General features: G+C 57.7%; 18 protein-coding genes and 2 tRNA genes. 9 read left to right on the top strand and 11 right to left on the bottom strand.

Annotation, left to right across the window (positions count from 1 at the left end):
- Positions 1 to 11: 11 nt before the first annotated feature.
- Positions 12 to 803: an ABC transporter ATP-binding protein gene (locus tag CBB62_09200; protein OUT42435.1), complete on the top strand. Its 792-nt coding sequence runs from the start codon at positions 12 to 14 to the stop codon at positions 801 to 803.
- 33 nt (positions 804 to 836) lie between these two features.
- Here the strand turns inward: CBB62_09200 and CBB62_09195 are convergent, their stop codons facing one another.
- The 9 genes from CBB62_09195 to CBB62_09155 all read right to left on the bottom strand — a co-directional run bounded on the left by CBB62_09195 (position 837) and on the right by CBB62_09155 (position 6,727).
- Positions 837 to 1,487: a hypothetical protein gene (locus CBB62_09195; GenBank protein OUT42434.1), complete on the bottom strand. Its 651-nt coding sequence runs from the start codon at positions 1,485 to 1,487 to the stop codon at positions 837 to 839.
- Between the two features lie 31 nt (positions 1,488 to 1,518).
- Positions 1,519 to 2,370 (bottom strand): 3-mercaptopyruvate sulfurtransferase, encoded by an 852-nt coding sequence (locus CBB62_09190; GenBank protein ID OUT42433.1) that lies wholly within the window; start codon positions 2,368 to 2,370, stop codon positions 1,519 to 1,521.
- Between the two features lie 18 nt (positions 2,371 to 2,388).
- Positions 2,389 to 3,279 (bottom strand): hypothetical protein, encoded by an 891-nt coding sequence (locus tag CBB62_09185; protein ID OUT42432.1) that lies wholly within the window; start codon positions 3,277 to 3,279, stop codon positions 2,389 to 2,391.
- A gap of 14 nt (positions 3,280 to 3,293) precedes the next feature.
- A complete protein-coding gene (locus CBB62_09180; GenBank protein ID OUT42431.1) occupies positions 3,294 to 4,016 on the bottom strand; it encodes an Ala-tRNA(Pro) hydrolase in 723 nt (240 codons plus the stop codon).
- 18 nt (positions 4,017 to 4,034) lie between these two features.
- Positions 4,035 to 5,069 carry a cysteine synthase A gene (locus CBB62_09175; GenBank protein OUT42430.1) on the bottom strand — a complete coding sequence of 345 codons (1,035 nt, stop codon included), beginning with the start codon at positions 5,067 to 5,069 and terminating at the stop codon, positions 4,035 to 4,037.
- A gap of 51 nt (positions 5,070 to 5,120) precedes the next feature.
- Positions 5,121 to 5,747, bottom strand: coding sequence for a hypothetical protein (locus CBB62_09170; GenBank protein ID OUT42429.1), 627 nt, complete (start codon positions 5,745 to 5,747; stop codon positions 5,121 to 5,123).
- Between the two features lie 107 nt (positions 5,748 to 5,854).
- Positions 5,855 to 6,325 carry a hypothetical protein gene (locus CBB62_09165; protein ID OUT42428.1) on the bottom strand — a complete coding sequence of 157 codons (471 nt, stop codon included), beginning with the start codon at positions 6,323 to 6,325 and terminating at the stop codon, positions 5,855 to 5,857.
- Positions 6,326 to 6,483: 158 nt separating this feature from the next.
- A tRNA-Asn gene (locus CBB62_09160) sits at positions 6,484 to 6,559 on the bottom strand.
- 94 nt (positions 6,560 to 6,653) lie between these two features.
- Positions 6,654 to 6,727 (bottom strand) — tRNA-Cys (locus CBB62_09155).
- 245 nt (positions 6,728 to 6,972) lie between these two features.
- Here CBB62_09155 and CBB62_09150 point away from each other — a divergent pair.
- The 7 genes from CBB62_09150 to CBB62_09120 all read left to right on the top strand — a co-directional run bounded on the left by CBB62_09150 (position 6,973) and on the right by CBB62_09120 (position 15,434).
- Entirely contained in the window at positions 6,973 to 7,626 is a 654-nt protein-coding gene (locus CBB62_09150; GenBank protein OUT42721.1) for a protein-L-isoaspartate O-methyltransferase, read from the top strand.
- A gap of 15 nt (positions 7,627 to 7,641) precedes the next feature.
- Entirely contained in the window at positions 7,642 to 7,980 is a 339-nt protein-coding gene (locus CBB62_09145; protein OUT42427.1) for a hypothetical protein, read from the top strand.
- 143 nt (positions 7,981 to 8,123) lie between these two features.
- Positions 8,124 to 9,509: a hypothetical protein gene (locus CBB62_09140; GenBank protein ID OUT42426.1), complete on the top strand. Its 1,386-nt coding sequence runs from the start codon at positions 8,124 to 8,126 to the stop codon at positions 9,507 to 9,509.
- 132 nt (positions 9,510 to 9,641) lie between these two features.
- Positions 9,642 to 10,286, top strand: coding sequence for a hypothetical protein (locus CBB62_09135; GenBank protein OUT42425.1), 645 nt, complete (start codon positions 9,642 to 9,644; stop codon positions 10,284 to 10,286).
- A 158-nt stretch (positions 10,287 to 10,444) separates the two neighbouring features.
- Complete coding sequence (locus tag CBB62_09130; protein OUT42424.1) at positions 10,445 to 13,087, top strand: valine--tRNA ligase; 2,643 nt, start codon at positions 10,445 to 10,447, stop codon at positions 13,085 to 13,087.
- Between the two features lie 43 nt (positions 13,088 to 13,130).
- On the top strand, positions 13,131 to 13,667 hold the full coding sequence (locus CBB62_09125) for a hypothetical protein (protein OUT42423.1): 537 nt from the start codon (positions 13,131 to 13,133) through the stop codon (positions 13,665 to 13,667).
- Positions 13,668 to 13,697: 30 nt separating this feature from the next.
- A complete protein-coding gene (locus tag CBB62_09120; protein OUT42422.1) occupies positions 13,698 to 15,434 on the top strand; it encodes a dihydroxy-acid dehydratase in 1,737 nt (578 codons plus the stop codon).
- A gap of 12 nt (positions 15,435 to 15,446) precedes the next feature.
- Here CBB62_09120 and CBB62_09115 read toward each other — a convergent pair whose 3' ends face one another.
- Together CBB62_09115 and CBB62_09110 are read right to left on the bottom strand one after the other, a co-directional pair.
- Positions 15,447 to 16,235 carry an exodeoxyribonuclease III gene (locus tag CBB62_09115; protein ID OUT42421.1) on the bottom strand — a complete coding sequence of 263 codons (789 nt, stop codon included), beginning with the start codon at positions 16,233 to 16,235 and terminating at the stop codon, positions 15,447 to 15,449.
- A gap of 103 nt (positions 16,236 to 16,338) precedes the next feature.
- On the bottom strand, positions 16,339 to 16,719 hold the full coding sequence (locus CBB62_09110) for an iron-sulfur cluster assembly accessory protein (GenBank protein ID OUT42420.1): 381 nt from the start codon (positions 16,717 to 16,719) through the stop codon (positions 16,339 to 16,341).
- A 199-nt stretch (positions 16,720 to 16,918) separates the two neighbouring features.
- On the opposite strand from CBB62_09110, the gene CBB62_09105 reads away from it, so the two are divergent.
- Positions 16,919 to 18,166: a deoxyguanosinetriphosphate triphosphohydrolase gene (locus CBB62_09105; GenBank protein ID OUT42419.1), complete on the top strand. Its 1,248-nt coding sequence runs from the start codon at positions 16,919 to 16,921 to the stop codon at positions 18,164 to 18,166.
- Positions 18,167 to 18,173: the final 7 nt, after the last annotated feature.

Genomic DNA, 18,173 nt, shown 5'->3' with positions numbered 1-18,173 from the left:
TATGCGCGGATATGAGTGACGCAGCAGAAACCCCAGTAACCGAGAATGCCGAACCCCGTCAGCTGGATCAGGTCAGCATTCAGTTGCAGGACGTCAACAAATGGTATGGCGATTTTCACGTCCTGCGCGATGTGAACCTAGAAGTTGCCAAGGGCGAGCGGATTGTTGTCTGCGGACCGTCCGGTTCCGGTAAGTCCACGATGATCCGCTGTATCAACCGGCTGGAGGAACACCAGCAGGGCAAGATCATCGTTGATGGCATCGAGTTGACCAGCAACGTCAAGAACATCGATGAAGTCCGCCGCGAGGTTGGCATGGTGTTCCAGCACTTCAACCTGTTCCCGCACCTTACCATCATGCAGAATCTGACCCTTGCGCCGATCTGGGTGAAAAAGGTGCCGAAGAAGGAAGCCGAGGAACGCGCGATGTATTACCTTGAGCGCGTCAAAATTCCCGAGCAGGCGCAGAAATATCCCGGTCAGCTTTCCGGCGGTCAGCAACAGCGTGTGGCAATCGCCCGCTCGCTGTGCATGAACCCGAAAATCATGCTGTTTGATGAGCCGACCTCTGCCCTCGATCCGGAAATGATCAAGGAAGTGCTCGATACCATGGTGACCCTCGCGGAAGAGGGCATGACCATGGTTTGTGTTACCCACGAGATGGGCTTTGCCCGAACCGTTGCCGACCGTGTGATTTTCATGGATGCCGGTCAGGTGGTAGAGATCAACGAACCCGAGCCGTTCTTCAACAATCCGCAGAATGAGCGGACGCAGAAGTTCCTCAGCCAGATCCTCGCACACTGATCCATTTGCAGAGATAAACAGTCAGCGCCGCATTTACCGGTTGAACGGTATGTGCGGCGCGGCGCTTTCCGGCATCTGCCCGAGCAGGCGGGGGTCGCGAACGATCTTGTTCTCCTGCCGAACGACATCGAACCCGGCGCGCTGATACATGCCGAGTGCCTTCGGGTGATCGAAGGTGCAGGTATTGACGGTCAGCTTGGTAATATCACGCTCCCAGGCGCGGCGAATGGCGTTGTCGAGCAGGAACGGACCCAGCCGGCGACCGATGAACTCCGGGATCAGGCCGAAATAGGCGAGGTCGGTCTCGTGGGTCTTGCGGCAATCAAGCTCGAAGAACCCGGCCGGAACCCCTGCGACATGCAGGACGAAAATCTCGACGAACTCGCTACCGATGGTTTCTTCCAGCACATTGGTTGCCATGCGGCGGCGGTCATACCAGAGCCATGGCTGACCAACGGTATCATAGAGATAGCGGTAGAAGCTCAGTGTCGGCTGCTCCGCCCGGATCAGCGCCAGCTTTTGGCCATAGGGCGGCGGCACCAGTGAACTGGCCGGTGCCTCGGGCATTTCCAGATAGGTAACGGTAACCTTGAGCGAGCCCTTGGGTGCGCCGTCAATCGCCGGGTGAATGCTGTTACCGGCGGCCTTGTCGCCATCCTGTTGATTGAAGGGAAGAACCGTCATTTTGGCAATGCTCCTTGATCAGCTGGCGGGATCAACTGGCCGGGCCTGTTTCGATCGCCGGGCCACCTTCCATACCCCATTCGGACCATGATCCATCATAGAGCCGCGTATCAGTTTTGCCCATGAGTGCCAGCGCAAAGCTGAGAATGGCGGCGGTGACGCCGGAACCGCAACTGGTGATCATCGGCTGGTCGATATCAAGCCCGGCCTGCTCAAAGGCGGCCCGCATGGTAGCGGTATCCTTGAACTGTCCGGTTTCCGGGTCGATCAGTGTCGAGGATGGCAGGTTGCGTGAGCCGGGGATATGGCCGCTGCGCAGGCCGGGACGTGGCTCTGCCGCTTGACCGGTAAACCGGGCGGCGGCGCGGGCATCGGCGATCTGGGTCTTGCCAATGGCGGCCTCAACAGCGCCCATATCGACAATCATATCGGTCTGAAGGTTGGCCTCGAAATAGTCCGGTGGCGGCGTTGCTGTTCCTGCTTCGGTCGGGTGGTCGCCACGGACCCAGGCGAGCAATCCACCGTCAAGGACCGAGACCTTGTCATGGCCCATGGCACGGAACATCCACCAGGCGCGTGGCGCGCTCAGAATACCGACTGTGTCATAGGCAATGACATGATGATCATTGCTGATGCCGAGCTCGCCAACCATACGGGCAAATTCCGCCGGATCCGGCATCATATGCGGCAGATCGCTTGATGTATCCTTGATCGCCTCAATGTCGAACAGGACCGCGCCGGGGATATGGGCCTCAACAAACTCCGCCCGTACGTCGCGGCCAGCAGTTGGCAGGTGAAAGCTGGCATCGATAATCCGGATATCCGGGTTATCAAGGTTGTTGGCAAGCCATTCGGCGGTAACGAGCAGGGGAACAGTGGTCATGTTTTTATGAACTTCCGGTTAGCGGGTAAGCAGGACGAGCAGGGCGGCACTGGCGACAAAGGCAAGCCCCGCCTTGATATTGCTTTTGTCATCAGCCTTGCGCCAGCGGTTGAACAGGATAATCAGAACCGTCGCACCGAGGCCAATGGCGCCGACATAGCCGGGGTTGGGCGCACCGGCCATGGCGAAGTTACGGACGATAGTGATCATGGAGATTGTTGCCGAGAAGGCAAGAGCACCATAGATCAGTCGACGGTCGAAAATATCCTCCCGCCATTCCCACTTCCGGTCAATCAGCATCCGTGTGCCCATGATCACCGCGATGGTAATGTTCTGAAGCCAGAGATAGGCCAGTGCGGCATCGAGGAGATGACCAGGCACCGCATGGCTCATGGCGTATTTGTTGAGGTTATCGATAATTGCGCCGCCAATGATGATCGGCAGGATCAGTGGCAGGGCTGATCGACTGACCGTATCCCGCCGCAGCATGGCGGTTGCCCCGACACAGAGCACCAGACAGCCGAGAACACCGAGGGTTCTGAGCGGGCTGTCGATCAGGCTGGTGCGGTAACTGCTGTCAATGGCAGTCCAGAGCGCAAAACTGACCCAGACGCTGATCGGCATCAGCCGGGAAACCGGGCCGCCGCCAATCTTGGCGGTTGCATGCAGAACCCGCATATCGGTGTAGCAGGCGACAAAGCCGACGGCGATGACGGCGATATAGAAACTTGGCGCACCGGGCAGCTCAATCAGTGGTGCAAACGGCGTCATGGCCAGCCCGACAATAATGCCGCGCCATGCAATCAGCAGGTCAGCCCGCAGCTTCAGCTGCTGGTTGATCAGGATAAAACCGGCAAAGCCGACCGTGAACAGTGAGGCGAACAGCCACCAGGGCAGGGATGAGAGCACTGTCGTTGATCCGGCTATTCGGCGAGGCGCAGGTTGATGCGGCGGTTGTTGCGGCCCTTGTTCTCGATCTTGCCGACGATGATCTCGCCAATTTCGGCAGTTCCCGCGACATGGGTGCCACCACAGGGCTGAACATCTATCGGTGCTGCCGGATTGCCAACCGTGACAATCCGTATCTTGCCGTCAAGGCTTGGTGGTGCAACCGCCATGGTGCGGACCAGCGCCGGGTTGCTGGCCAGTTCCGCTTCTGACATATAGCTTTGCGATGTGGGATGATTGGCTGCCATCATCTCATTCAACTGCGCCTGCAGGGCGTCCTTGTCCGGTGGGCCGTCGGGCAGGACCATGTCGATCCGGGATTTCTCCGCGCCGATCTGGCAACCGTTGATCTGTACCGGTATCGCGGCAAGCACGAGGTGCATCAGTGTGTGCATCCGCATATGGCGGTAGCGGCGATCCCAGTCGAGCGCAATCTCCACCGCATCGCCAACCGCCGGACGCGGTACCCCATCAGCCAGCATGTGCCGTATTTGATCGAGGCTGTCACCCTTGACCGTATCCGTGATCGCCAATGTCTGCCCGTTGACCGACAGGCTGCCGGTATCGCCGGGCTGGCCGCCACCGGTGGCGAAGAAGATGGTCCGGTCGAGTTCAACCCCGCCATCATCGCCAACCGCGGTAACCGTTGCGGTCAGAGTTTTCAGATACGGGTCTTCAAGGAATATCAGGTCGGTCATGATGGGATGTGCTCAAGGTCAGCCGCGCAGGGGCTGGGCGGTCAGGAAATCCGGGGCTGGCAGGTTCTTCGACTTCAGAAACTCGGGATTGAATATCTTGCTCTGATAGCGCTGGCCGAGATCGCAGAGAATGGTGACAATGGTATGGCCCGGACCGAGGCGTCTGGCAATGCGCATGGCCCCGGCGATATTGATGCCGCTTGATCCGCCAAGGATAAGCCCGTCGCTCTTGATCAGATCAAACAGCACGGTGAGGGCCTCGGCATCCGGTATCTGCTCGGAATCATCGATGATGGCCTGTTCGATGTTTTTGGTAATCCGGCCCTGACCGATACCCTCGGTGATGCTGTCGCCCTCGGATTTCAGCTCGCCGGTCTTGACCCAGCTGTGGATTGCCGCGCCCATGGGATCGCTGAGCACGGTGAGTACCTTGTCATTGCGCTCCTTCAGGGCGCGGCTGATACCAGCCATGGTGCCGCCGGTACCGATGGCACAGGTGAAGGCATCAACCGTGCCTTCTGTCTGATCCCAGATTTCCGGCCCGGTCGTGCGGTAATGGCCCATGAGATTGGCGATGTTGTCGAACTGGTTGGCCCAGATGGCGCCATTCGGCTCCGTTTCTGCCAGCTCGGCAGCAACCCGTTCCGATACCCGGACATAATTGCCCGGGTCCTTGTAGGGCAGGGCGGGCACCAGCCGGAGTTCGGCCCCGCACATGCGGATGGTGTCCTTTTTCTCCTGACTCTGGGTCTCCGGCATGACGATGACGGTGCGATAGCCCTTGGCATTGCCAACGAGGGCGAGGCCGATGCCGGTATTGCCTGCCGTACCCTCAACGATTGTGCCACCGGGTTTGAGCAGGCCTTTCTCCTCGGCATCCTCGATAATCGCCAGCGCTGCCCGGTCCTTGACCGAGCCGCCGGGATTCATGAACTCGGCCTTGCCAAGGATATGGCAGCCCGTGGCCTCGGATGGTCCATGTAGGCGGATCAATGGGGTATTGCCGACACTGGCAGCAAAGCCGTCACGAATTGATTGGGGGAGCTGGGACATGGGGCAGGGCCTTGAAGAGTTTGCTAGAAGAAGAGGCGGGAACGAGGCTGGTCAACGCCACGCCGCGCGCAGGCTGTCCCGGTTGAGAGCCAGCCATTGCAGGGCAATCAGGGTGACAGCATTGATTATCCGGTTTTCAGCCATCAAGGCCAGAGCCTCATCCACCGACATCACGAGGGTTTGAATATCCTCGCCCTCGGCATGATGCCCGGCAATGGCGCTGGCATTCCCGGCATCGACCTCGACACAATAGAGATCGACGAACTCTGTCGCTCCGCCGGGAGAGACAAAATACTGGCATACATGTTTTATCCGCCCGACCTCGAGTCCGGTTTCCTCCAGCGTTTCACGGCGGGCGACGGCTTCCGTGGTCTCGCCCGGCTCAACCATCCCGGCGATGGTCTCAATCAGCCATGGGTCTTTCCAATCAACGGCATAGGCACCGATCCTGAATTGCCGGATGAGCACAATCTTGTCTGAGACCGGATCATAGGCAAGTGCGCCAACCGACGGGCCACGCTCGAAAATTTCCCGTGACAGCGGCTCGCTCATGCCGCCGGCAAATTTCTCATGCTGCACCGTGTAGCGGTTGATACGGAAATAGCCGTCAAAGGCGATATCCTTGCTGATGACCTCGACTGCGGACGGTGCAGGGCTAATCTTGTTCTCGGCTGGCATGGGATAGTCCACTTGGGGCAGGCAGGACGCAATAATAATGACGCTGTCAGGCAAGCACCGATGGGCGTGGTTCGCAAGTGGCTTGGTCGTATGCCAGTTATGATGCGTTATGACGCGCGTCTGGCCGTGCTTGCCGGTGGAACCGGTTTGGCGGATGGGCCAGAGGCCGGTTTCTGGTCTCGCCAGCCGGCAATCTGCCGCTTCATATCCACGGCGGTCTCGGTTCTGGTGATCAACTGATCGGCATTCCAGCGATCGGTCTGGCTGATCAGTGCGGCCTCATGCAGGGCTTTTACGATCCGGCGCGGGTCCTGTTTGCTGCTGATATGCAGATCGGTCGTGCGGTCGCCCGGTTCGATATGCTCGATCCGCAGATCGGTCAGTTTTTGCGCAACCAGTGCGTCGATAATCGCCTGATTTTGTCCATGAGTGCCGGAAACGCTGAGCGTGGTGACCGGTGCGCTGTAGGTCTCGTCATAGCTGAAGCGGATGGATGAAACGCGTCCCTGATTGTCACCGGGCCGGGCTTTGCCACGGTCGGTATTGAGGGCGAGACTGTCCGAAAAGACAACATTCATCAGGCGTTTTCCAAAGCGTTTGTATGCAAATCGCGCTGGAGAAACTTAAAACACTAATTTTGCAATGCAACAGAAAAAGCGCGGGCATAGCCCGACTGCCGCGAAAAACAGGTGTAAACCTGTGCGGCAGGCCAAATAATTATGCTTTTTTGGGAAATTGGCTCCCCGGGCCGGACTCGAACCAGCGACAGGGTGGTTAACAGCCACCTGCTCTACCTACTGAGCTACCGGGGAATGCCGTGAGGCGGGCTTATAACAAAGCCGCTTTGACGACGCTACCCCTAATCTCACACTACGCACAAGATTTTGGGGCAAGTTGTTAGGTAAGTGGAGGCACGGGCCGGAATCGAACCGGCGTACAAGGCTTTGCAGGCCTCTGCATCACCACTCTGCCACCGCGCCACCGAAGGTATCAGGAGGACAGAACGCCCTGACACCTGAGGCCGCTGATATAGCGATACGAGGGTCCGCCGGTCAATGCCTGCTGATACCTCCGGGGTAACTTTTTGTCGCATTCTCAGAATGAAGGTGCTCAGTTGACGCAAAGACACTGTTTTTATACGCATCAGATGCTAATAGGTGTCTCACCGTCCCGGCAGTCGATCCGGGCATAACCGCCAGCAGAGTATGTAATCATGGCAGCTTTAATAGATTTTGCGCAGGCCCGTCAGAACATGATCGATGGCCAGGTTCGCCCGAACGGAATTATCGATCAGCGACTGGTTGATGCCATGGCCGAAATCCCGCGCGAAAATTTTGTCCCTAGTAATCGCCGATCCGTTGCCTATATCGACGAAGATCTGGCGCTGGGTGAGGGGCGTTATCTGCCTGAACCTGTCGTGACCGCCCGGTTGATTCAGGCGCTGGATATCAGTTCTGACGATGTGGTTCTGGAGATCGGTTCTGGCTGTGGTTACGCAACAGCGGTTCTTGCCCGTCTTGCCAATACGGTGGTTGCCCTTGAGTCTTCTGAAGAACTCAGTGCAAGGGCGCAGGAAGTGCTGGGTAAGCTCGGTATCGACAACGCCGTTAATATCAGCGGCGATCTCACCGAGGGCTATAAGGAGCAGGCGCCGTTCGATGCCATTCTCATTCATGGCGCTGTGGCGAACATTCCTGACGCCATCACGGCACAGCTTGGCGATGACGGACGACTGGCAACGGTTGTTCGCCCGGCCCGCGGCGTTGGACAGATCACACTGGTACGGCGGGTTCATGGGGTTGCCTCCAGCATGGGCCTGTTTGATGCCGGTACACCCTTCCTTCTGGGCTTTGAGCCGACACCGGCCTTCAGCTTTTAATATCGAGAGCAAATAGTGGCAGAAACCCCCGACTTTCCGCTTGAAGTAGATGTCCATTGGCTGAGTGAGAAACTCGACCGTAAAGACGACATTTTCCTGCTTGATGTGCGTGAAGGCTGGGAACGGGATATCTCGGTGATTCGGGACAGTTTTGCGGTTCCCATGTCGGAAGTGCCGGAACGAATCGACGAGCTGCCAAAAGACAAGCCGATTGTCGTTATTTGTCGTGTTGGTGGCCGAAGTGCACAGGTCACGAACTGGCTTCGTGCGCAAGGCTTTGAAAATGCTATAAATTTATCGGGTGGCATGAATGCATGGGCATCTGAAATTGACACTAAAATGAGTACATATTGATAAGTTACCCCAAGCCCTGTCCCTAGAACCGGCCTGAACGGTTTGACCTTGGCAATAGAAGAGGTCATCCCTGATAGCTGACTGCAAAATTTTTGTTGGGCGCTGCTTGGAACATCCACCGTAGCAACATCCATGGTAGAAGAATGAAATTCGTACCGACCTATTCACAGAACGTTTCACGTCGACTGACCGCCACTGCGGCTGTTGCCCTTATGGGTACTGCCATGATGCTGCCGTTGTCGGCTTACGCGCAGTCTTTTGAAGAGGCGCTGCGTCTCGCCTATGAAACCAACCCGACGATTGATGCCGCGCGGGCTGATCTGCGCAGTGTTGACGAATTGGTGCCACAGGCGCGTGGCGGTTATCTGCCGACCGTTCGTGGCAGTGCCTATGCCGGTTATTCCGATACCGACAATGATCCGGGCGGTTCCGAAACAACGACTCCGACCGGTGCGTCGATTACTGCCAATCAGTTTATCTTCCGTGGCGGACGCACTGTCGCCGAGATTGATCAGGCGGAGAACACCGTTCTCGCCCAGCGTGGCTCCCTGACCGATACCACCCAGCAGATCCTGCTGGCGGCTGCGGCGGCGTATTTCGATGTTGTGCGCGATCAGGCGGTTGTTGCCCTTAACGAAAACAATCAGGACGTACTTGATCGCCAGCTTCAGGCTTCCCGTGACCGGTTTGATGTGGGTGAGGTGACCCGTACCGATGTCAGCCAATCTGAATCACGTCTTGCCCGTGCCCAATCAGACCTGATCGAGGCGCAGGGTAATCTCGAGATCAGTCGTTCCAACTTTGCACGTATTGTCGGGCAGATGCCTGAGGTGCTGACACAGCCCGAGCTTGATATCGTGCTGCCGGAAACGCTGGAAGAGGCGATCACCATGGCGCTGGACAGTAACCCGGCGGTTGTGTCCTCCCGTTATTCCGAAGTCGCCTCCAAGAGTGCGATTGATGCCGAATTTGCTGATCTGCTGCCGGAAATCAGCCTGAATGCTTCTGCTTCACGCAATGATGAGCCGAGCAACTTCACCGATCGTACCGATGAGCTGCAGGCCCGGCTGACAATTTCCATCCCGCTCTATCAGGCTGGTGTGGCATCATCACAGGTGCGCGAAGCCAAGCAACGTGCCGCCCGTTCACGCCGCCTGGTTGATGAGGCGATCCGGTTTGCAACAGATACCACTGTTGCCGCATGGGAAGCTCTGGAGTCTGCGCGAGCCCAGATTGAATCACGTCAGGCCCAGGTCGATTCTTCAAATATCGCTCTGGAAGGCGTTCGTCAGGAAGCACTCGTCGGATCACGCACAACCCTCGATGTTCTCGATGCAGAGCAGGAACTGCTTGATGCACAAGTGAATTTGGCGACAGCAGTACGAAATGAGAGCACGGCGACATTCCAGTTGCTGTCCGCGATTGGGTCACTATCGCCACAGTTTCTGGGGCTGAATGCCGATGTTTATGATCCAACTGAAAATTATGATCGTGTCCGAGATAAATTATGGGGGATTTCGGTCGAGTAACATGTGGGGTTAATCGCCTTCTGTAGTGGCATGAAGAGGGCAGTTAGTCTGAGGAAATGGCACGGAGCTCTGGAAACAGGGGTTCATGTCTGCAAACATTACTAAATAACAACAGGACTTTGTTCGCGCGCCATGAGTAACGAAAACGCAGAATCGCAACAGGAACCCTCCATGGAGGAGATTCTTGCGTCGATCCGGCGGATCATCTCTGAGGATGATGAGCCCGGGGCAGACGCGAGCGATGGTGATACCGCGCCGATGGAAGATGCTTCCACGGAGCCGGACCCACCACCTCCACCGCCGCCACCTCCGGAGCCCGATCCAGAGCCGGCACCGGAGTTTGATACGGCTGAGGACGAGCCTGAGCCCGAACCGGCACCGCCGCCGCCGCCACCTCCACCGCCGCCACCTCCGGAGCCGAAACCTGCTGCTGTGCCGCAGGATGATGTGCTGGAGTTGACCAATGTTGTGGAAGAGGCACCGAAGCCGAAAGCTCCGGCCGGTGACCAGTATATCGACCTCAACCGTCCACCGATGCAGACACACAATATCGTGTCCGATCAGCCGGCCGTGTCGACCAGTGAGTACTTCGCCCGTCTTGCGATCATTGCGCAGGAACGTGGCCAGCTCGGCGGTAGCATTACCGTTGAGGAACTGTCTCGCGAATTGATGCGTCCAATGCTGCAGGCATGGCTGGATGAGAACCTGCCACGTATCGTTGAGCGTCAGGTCCAGAACGAAATCGAGCGTATTGTCCGCAAGGCGCACGATCTCTGATAATCGCCAGCATATGGCGCGAAAAAGACGGCACCCTTAATCAGGTGCCGTTTTTTTATGCTCCGACTTTGAGTTGGGCTTTCAAATTCCGCTGTAATCGTTACAGTCGCGTCTCCTGAAACCAGATTTCATTTTGTCCCGGCAACCCCCTTGGACCAATGCTAGAAAAGACCTTTGAACCTGCTGCCGTTGAGCAGAAGCACTATTCCGAAGATGAGGCTGCAGGCCGTTTTGCCGCCGATCCGGCTCGCAATGCAGTGCCGCACACCATTATGATGCCGCCGCCGAACGTGACGGGCTCGCTCCATATGGGCCATGCGCTCAATATGACGTTGCAGGATGTCATGACCCGGTACCGCCGGATGCAGGGGCGGGATGCGCTCTGGCAGCCCGGTACCGACCATGCCGGTATCGCGACCCAGATGGTGGTCGAGCGTCAACTCGGTGCGGAAGGCAAGTCCCGCCATGATCTCGGTCGTGACAAGTTCATCGAGCGGGTCTGGGAGTGGAAACAGGAATCCGGCAGCACCATTACCAGCCAGCTGCGCCGTCTCGGTGCATCTGCTGACTGGCCGCGTGAGCGCTTCACCATGGATGAAGGCCTGTCGGTTGCGGTTCGCAAGGTGTTTGTCCAGCTCTATAAGGAAGGCCTGATCTACAAGGACAAGCGGCTGGTCAACTGGGACCCGAAACTGCATACCGCAATTTCCGACCTTGAGGTGGAGAGCAAGGAGGTTGATGGCAATCTCTGGCACTTCAAATACCCGGTCGAGGGCGAAGAAGGGCGCTTCCTGATTGTTGCCACCACCCGTCCCGAAACCATGCTCGGTGATACCGCTGTTGCCGTGAACCCCGAGGATGAGCGCTATCAGAGCCTGATCGGCAAGCAGGTGCGCCTGCCGCTGGTCGGTCGCCTGATCCCGATTGTCGGTGATGACTATGCCGATCCTGAAACCGGTACCGGTGCGGTGAAAATCACCCCGGCCCATGATTTCAACGACTTCGAGGTTGGTCGCCGTCACGATCTGGAGATGATCAACCTGTTTGATCAGGACGCCAGATTGACCGATGAAGCCCCGGAACCGTATCGCGGTCTCGACCGCTATGAGGCCCGTAAACAGGTGGTTGCCGATCTGGATGCCCTCGGACTGCTGGAGAAGATCGAGCCGCACAAGCATACGGTGCCCCATGGCGACCGTTCCGGTGTGGTGATCGAACCGTGGCTGACCGATCAATGGTATTGCGATGCCGCGACCCTCGCCAAACCGGCGATCAAGGCGGTTGAGGATGGCAAGACCGAGTTCGTGCCGAAGAACTGGGAGAACACCTATTTCGACTGGATGCGCAATATCCAGCCATGGTGTATTTCCCGCCAGCTCTGGTGGGGCCATCAGATCCCGGCATGGTATGCCGAGGATGGCACGGTATTCGTTGAGGAAACCGAGGAAGCGGCGAAAGCCGCTGCCGAACAGCATTTCGGCAAGCCGACCGATATCAGCCGCGATCCCGATGTGCTCGATACCTGGTTTTCATCCGCGCTCTGGCCGTTCTCGACCATCGGCTGGCCGGAAAAGACGCCGGAGCTTGAGAAGTATTATCCGGGCGATGTGCTCGTCACCGGGTTTGACATCATCTTCTTCTGGGTTGCCCGGATGATGATGATGGGCCTGCACTTCATGGGCGATGTGCCATTCAAAAAGGTCTATATCCACGCACTGGTCCGGGACGAGAAGGGCCAGAAAATGTCCAAGTCCAAGGGCAATGTCATCGACCCGCTGCAACTGATCGACAGCTATGGCGCTGACGGTCTGCGCTTTACCCTGACCTCCATGGCGGCACCCGGTCGCGATATCAAACTGTCCGAGCAACGGGTGCAGGGCTATCGCAACTTTGCCACCAAGCTGTGGAATGCGACCCGTTTCTGCCTGATGAACGAGTGTAAGCAGGCTGAGAGCTTTGACCCCAATGCCCTGCAACTGCCGGTCAACCGCTGGATCGTCGGCAGTGTGGTCGAGACCGGCGAGAAGATCACCAAGGCACTTGATAACTTCCGCTTCGATGATGCGGCAGCAGCGATCTATCAGTTCCTCTGGGGTACCTTCTGTGACTGGTATCTCGAATTTACCAAGCCGGTGCTGCAGGACGGAACGGATGCCGAGAAGGCCGAGGTGCGGGCAACCGCTGCCTATGTGCTGGATCGTGCCCTGCATCTCCTGCACCCGATGATGCCGTTCCTGACCGAAGAACTGTTCGAGCAGATCCGCCTCGACGACAAGGCGCGGCTGATCGTTAGTCACTGGCCGGAATTTACCGGTCTTGATACCGATAAACAGGCGATGGCTGAGATTGAATGGGCGATCGAGCTGATCTCAGCGATCCGCAGCGCCCGTTCCGATCTGAACGTGCCGCCGGGCGCATGGCTTGAGGGGCTGGCGATCGGTGCCAGTGCTGATGAACAGGGCAAGCTGGAGCGCCAGAACACCCTGATCTGTCGCCTTGCCCGGTTGAAGTCAGTGACAGTAACTGATGGCCCGGTGCCGGACGGGGCCGCACAGGCGGTTGCCGGTGGTCTGACCATCGCCATGCCGCTCGCCGATGTCATTGACCTGTCGGCTGAACGGGACCGTTTGAACAAGGAATTGACCAAGGTGCGCGGCGAGATCGACAAAATCGCCCGCAAGCTGGGCAATGAACAGTTCATGGCGAAGGCGCCCGAGGCTGTTGTTGCTGAACAGCGCAGCCGTCTCGATGATGCCCAGGCCAACGCGGAAAAGATTGAACAGGCGCTGGCGCGGCTTTAATGCTGCCTTTAGGCGGTTGTTTTGAGAATGGATTGGCCGGGAAATGACATATCTTGAGGAAACGCTGTTCAGTGGCGAGGAACTGGTCCATGTGGGCAAGTTTCACTGGATCTATGACTTCCGGGCCTTCAGCTGGCTGATCCTGCCCGCACTGCTTGGCGGGGCCATTGCCTTCTATGCGCCGCCTTTGATCGGCCAGTACATGCCGGTCAATCTTGAGGCCAAATACGTGGCGGGCGGTACGGCGCTGGTGATGACCCTGTACGGTTTCCTGCGCTTTTTGGTCATGATGCTGCGCAAGCGGGCGACCGAGATGGTGGTGACCAACCGCCGCCTGATCTTCAAACGTGGGGTTGTGGCCCGGCGTTCCGATGAGGTGAATATCGACCGCATCGAGGGCTGTAATGTCTATCAGAGTTTCTGGGGCCGGATTTTCGGCTATGGTGTTGTTGTCGTGCGCGGCATGGGTATTGGTGAAATCATCCTGCCAACCATGGATAACCCGCTGCAGTTCCGGCGCTCCATCGACAATGCCCAGATGACCGAAGACGAATTACAACAAGCGGAAAATCAACGCTAAATCAGACTTCTACAGAGGGAAGCTCATATCATGCCATTGGATGAACCGAAAACCGTGTGGGACAAATCCAAACTGCCCAGCCGTTATGTCTCGATTGGGCCAGAGCGCGCGCCGCATCGCTCATACTACTATGCGATGGGTATGACCGATGAAGAGATCAAACAGCCCTTTATCGGCGTCGCTACCTGCTGGAACGAGGCGGCACCCTGCAATATTTCCCTGTCGCGTCAGGCACAGGCGGTCAAGCTCGGCGTCAAGGCAGCCCATGCCACGCCACGTGAGTTCTGCACCATCACCGTGACCGATGGTATCGCCATGGGCCATGCCGGGATGAAGTCCTCACTGGTGTCCCGTGAAGTGATCGCTGATTCCGTTGAGCTCACCATGCGTGGCCATTGCTATGATGCCATGGTCGGCCTTGCCGGTTGCGACAAGTCGCTGCCGGGCATGATGATGGTCATGGTGCGCCTCAATGTGCCGAGCGTCTTCCTCTATGGTGGCTCCATCCTGCCGGGTCGTCACAAGGGGCAGGATGTCACCGTCCAGAACGTGTTCGAGGCTGTGGGTCAGCATTCCGCCGGTAACATGAGCGATGAGGACCTGCACGCCCTTGAATGCGTTGCCTGCCCATCGGCCGGTTCCTGTGGTGGCCAGTTCACCGCCAATACCATGGCCTGTGTTGCCGAAGCCATTGGCCTTGCGCTACCGAACTCTTCCGGTGCCCCGGCACCATATGAGAGCCGCGACGCCTATGCCGAAGCATCCGGTCGTGCGGTTGTTGAACTGCTGAAATCCGGCATCCGTCCGCGCGATATCGTCACCCGCAAGTCGCTGGAGAATGCGGCTGCCGTGGTTGCCGCCACCGGTGGCTCCACCAATGGCGCGCTGCATCTGCCAGCGATTGCCCATGAGGCGGGCATCGACTTCGATCTGCATGAAGTGGCTGAAATCTTCAAGAAAACGCCTTACATCGCCAATCTGAAGCCGGGCGGAAAATATGTCGCCAAGGACCTTTACGAAGTAGGCGGCGTTTCCGTGGTGATCAAGGAACTGCTCGACGCCGGTTACCTCCATGGCGATTGCATGACCGTGACCGGTAAGACGCTTGCCGAGAACGTGGCCAATATCCAGTTCCCGGAAGATCAGGACGTGGTCTATCGCGTTTCCAAGCCGATCACCCCGACCGGCGGTGTTGTCGGCCTGCGCGGCAATCTCGCGCCTGAAGGTGCGATTGTGAAGGTCGCGGGTATGCAGGAACTGCAGTTCACTGGACCGGCCCGTTGCTTTGATTGCGAGGAAGATGCATTTGCTGCCGTTGAGCGCCGCGAATACAAGGAAGGCGAGGTTCTGGTTATCCGTTATGAAGGACCAAAGGGCGGTCCCGGTATGCGCGAGATGCTGGCAACCACGGCGGCTCTTTATGGTCAGGGTGCAGGGGACAAGGTCGCCCTGATCACCGATGGCCGGTTCTCTGGAGCTACCCGCGGTTTCTGTGTCGGCCATGTGGGACCGGAAGCGGCGGTCGGTGGTCCGATTGGTCTGCTGAAAGACGGCGACATCATCACCCTTGATGCCAATACCGGGGAAATCTCGGTTGATCTGAGCGATGCCGAGCTGGAAGAGCGCCGCAAGAGCTGGAAGCCACGCACGACCGATTACCAGTCAGGTGCGATCTGGAAATATGCCCAGACCGTCGGCAGTGCCGAGAAGGGGGCTGTTACCCATCCCGGCGCATCGGCTGAAACCCATGTGTTTGCAGATATCTGATACTGGCAGTTTCTAGTCAGCGATCTCGACCAGAATTGGCGTGTGATCGGAAGCCTTGGGCTCGCCCCTCGGCTTCCGGTCAATCCAGCAATTCTGCAACCGGTCGGTCATGGCCGGTGACAGCAGGAAGTGGTCAATGCGGATGCCATTGTCCCGTTGCCAGGCACCTGCCTGATAATCCCAGAAGGTATATTGCCCAGCCGCCTGATTGATGGCGCGGAAAGCATCGGTCAGCCCGAGATTGAGCAGGCTGCGGAATGCCTGCCGGGTTGGGGGCAGGTAGAGGGCGTCATTCAGCCATGCCTTGATATCGGCGGCATCTTCCTCGGCCGGAATGACATTGTAATCGCCGCCAAGAATGAACGGTACATCATCGGCGAGCAGCGTCTCGACCCGATCGCGCAAGCGCTTCATCCAGTTGAGTTTATAGCTGTATTTCTCCGAATGCTCATCGGCGCTGCCGGGCGGGTTGCCGTTCGGCAGATAGATGGTCGCAACCCGGAACCCGTTGATTTCCGCCTCGAGATAACGGGCCTGTTCATCGCTGTCATCGCCGGGCAAGCCTTCCATCACATCATGGATCGGCGCTTTCGAGAGAATGGCGACACCGTTGTACGACTTCTGGCCGAGAACCGCGAGATTATAGCCGAGAGTGTCAAACGGTTCCTGCGGGAAGCTGTCGGTCTGGACTTTGATTTCCTGCAGCAGGGCAATATCCGGCTTGGTCTCGTCGAGCCAAGCGGTGATATTATCGATCCGGGCGCGGACAGAATTGACGTTCCAGCTTGCAATGATGGTCACGGTACCAGGCTGCCTTTGGGGTGATTGGAAATGTTGGAACACATCTCTATCGGACAGGTGCCGGACACTCAAGCCGCGATCGGCTCAGTCGCTAATCAAGAGATCAGGCGATAGAGAAGGATGTACCACAACCGCAGGCGCTCGACGCATTCGGGTTGCTGACCTGAAAATACTGGCCTACCAGATCTTCCTTGAAGTCGAGCTCGGCACCGTCGAGCAGATCGAGAGACGTGTCATCAACGAGCACTGAAATCTCATTCTTTTCAAAGATATGATCATCGTCGTTGATGGTCTCATCAAAGTCGAAGACATATTGGAACCCCGAGCAGCCGCCACCGATGACGCTGACCCGCATCATCAGTTTCGGATTGCCCTCAAGCTCACGCAGTCTGGCAATGCGTTTGACGGCGCTGTCGGTCAGGCCGAATTTGCGACCGGCCGGATCAGGGGCTGTACTGCGATCAATGGTGGTGGTTTCTGACATATCAAACTTCCTGCACTTGGGCGGGCGCAGGGCCCGGTTACCGTTAATATAGTCGCTCCATGGCCGATGTTGAAGCGAATGCGTATCACCCGTGCCCCTGTCTTGAAAAATAGCGCGCTGATTGCTTGCTGATCGGGGCAGTTCTGACTAGCGTTGCGCCAACTGTTTCGCCGTTTTCCGGAATGATGGCTCACGAGATATGCCTGACAGCACGACACCCATCCACAAGCCGTTTGTCCCGGTATTCCATGCCCGCGCCGCCTATGCCTGCGATCCGTCGGTCACCCGTGGCCGTTTGCTGCCGGAGGATGAGAGTCCGACCCGCTCGCCATTCCAGCGTGATCGGGACCGGATCGTCCATGCCGGTGCGTTCCGGAAGCTGAAATACAAGACCCAGGTTTTCGTCTATCACGAGGGTGATTATTTCCGCACCCGGCTGACCCATAGCCTTGAGGTGGCGCAGATTGCCCGCTCGATCAGCCGCCAGCTCGGCCTCGACGAAGATCTGGCGGAAGCCGTGGCGCTGGCCCATGATCTCGGTCATACGCCATTTGGTCATGCGGGCGAGGACGCCATGCATGAGGTTATGGCCCCCTATGGCGGTTTTGACCACAATGACCAGACCATTCGCGTACTGACTGAGCTTGAGGCCCGCTATGCCGGGTTTGAGGGGCTCAACCTGACCTGGGAAACCCTTGAAGGCGTCGCCAAACATAATGGCCCGCTGGTGGCCGAGGGCATGCCCGATGTGCCGCCGACCATTGCCGGATTGAACAAGCGTTTTGACCTGCAGCTCGACAGCTACGCCTCACTGGAAGCGCAGGTCGCGGCGCTGGCTGATGACATTGCCTATAACAACCATGATCTGGATGACGGTTTGCGGGCGGGGTTCTTTGATCTGGATGATGTGGCCGAGCTGCCGCTGGTCGGTGACCTGATCGCCGATGTCCGGGAACAGCATCCGGGGCTGGCCGAGCCACGGCTGATCCATGAAGTTATCCGCCGAATGATCAACCGTATGGTCGAGGATGTGATCGGTAATGCCCGCACCACCCTGATGGCCATGAAACCGGCAAGTGCTGATGAAATCCGGCAGGCAGGCCGAACCATCATCCGGTTCAGCGATAATCTGAAACGCGACGAGAAAAGTCTTCGGGATTTTCTGGCCACGCGCATGTATCGCCATTACAAGGTCAACCGGGTGACGTCGAAGGCACGGCGGATTGTCCAGCAATTATTCGAGATATTCTTCAATGAGCCCGGCACGCTGCCAACCGAATGGCAGGCTGCCGCAGGGCGAAGCGCGCAGGCCTATGAATTGGCCGGGCAGGACCCCGATGCCGGGCGGGCACGGATCATCTGTGATTACATTGCCGGAATGACCGATCGCTATGCCATGAAAGAATATCAACGCCTGTTTGATCTCAGCTTTGAAAAAAATCAGTAAGTAACTG

Origin of the sequence: Micavibrio sp. TMED2 (assembly GCA_002168225.1) — a bacterium.
Lineage (GTDB): Bacteria > Pseudomonadota > Alphaproteobacteria > TMED2 > TMED2 > TMED2.
Note: the sequence above shows the minus strand (reverse complement) of the source record. Positions and strands in the feature narration are given on the sequence as shown.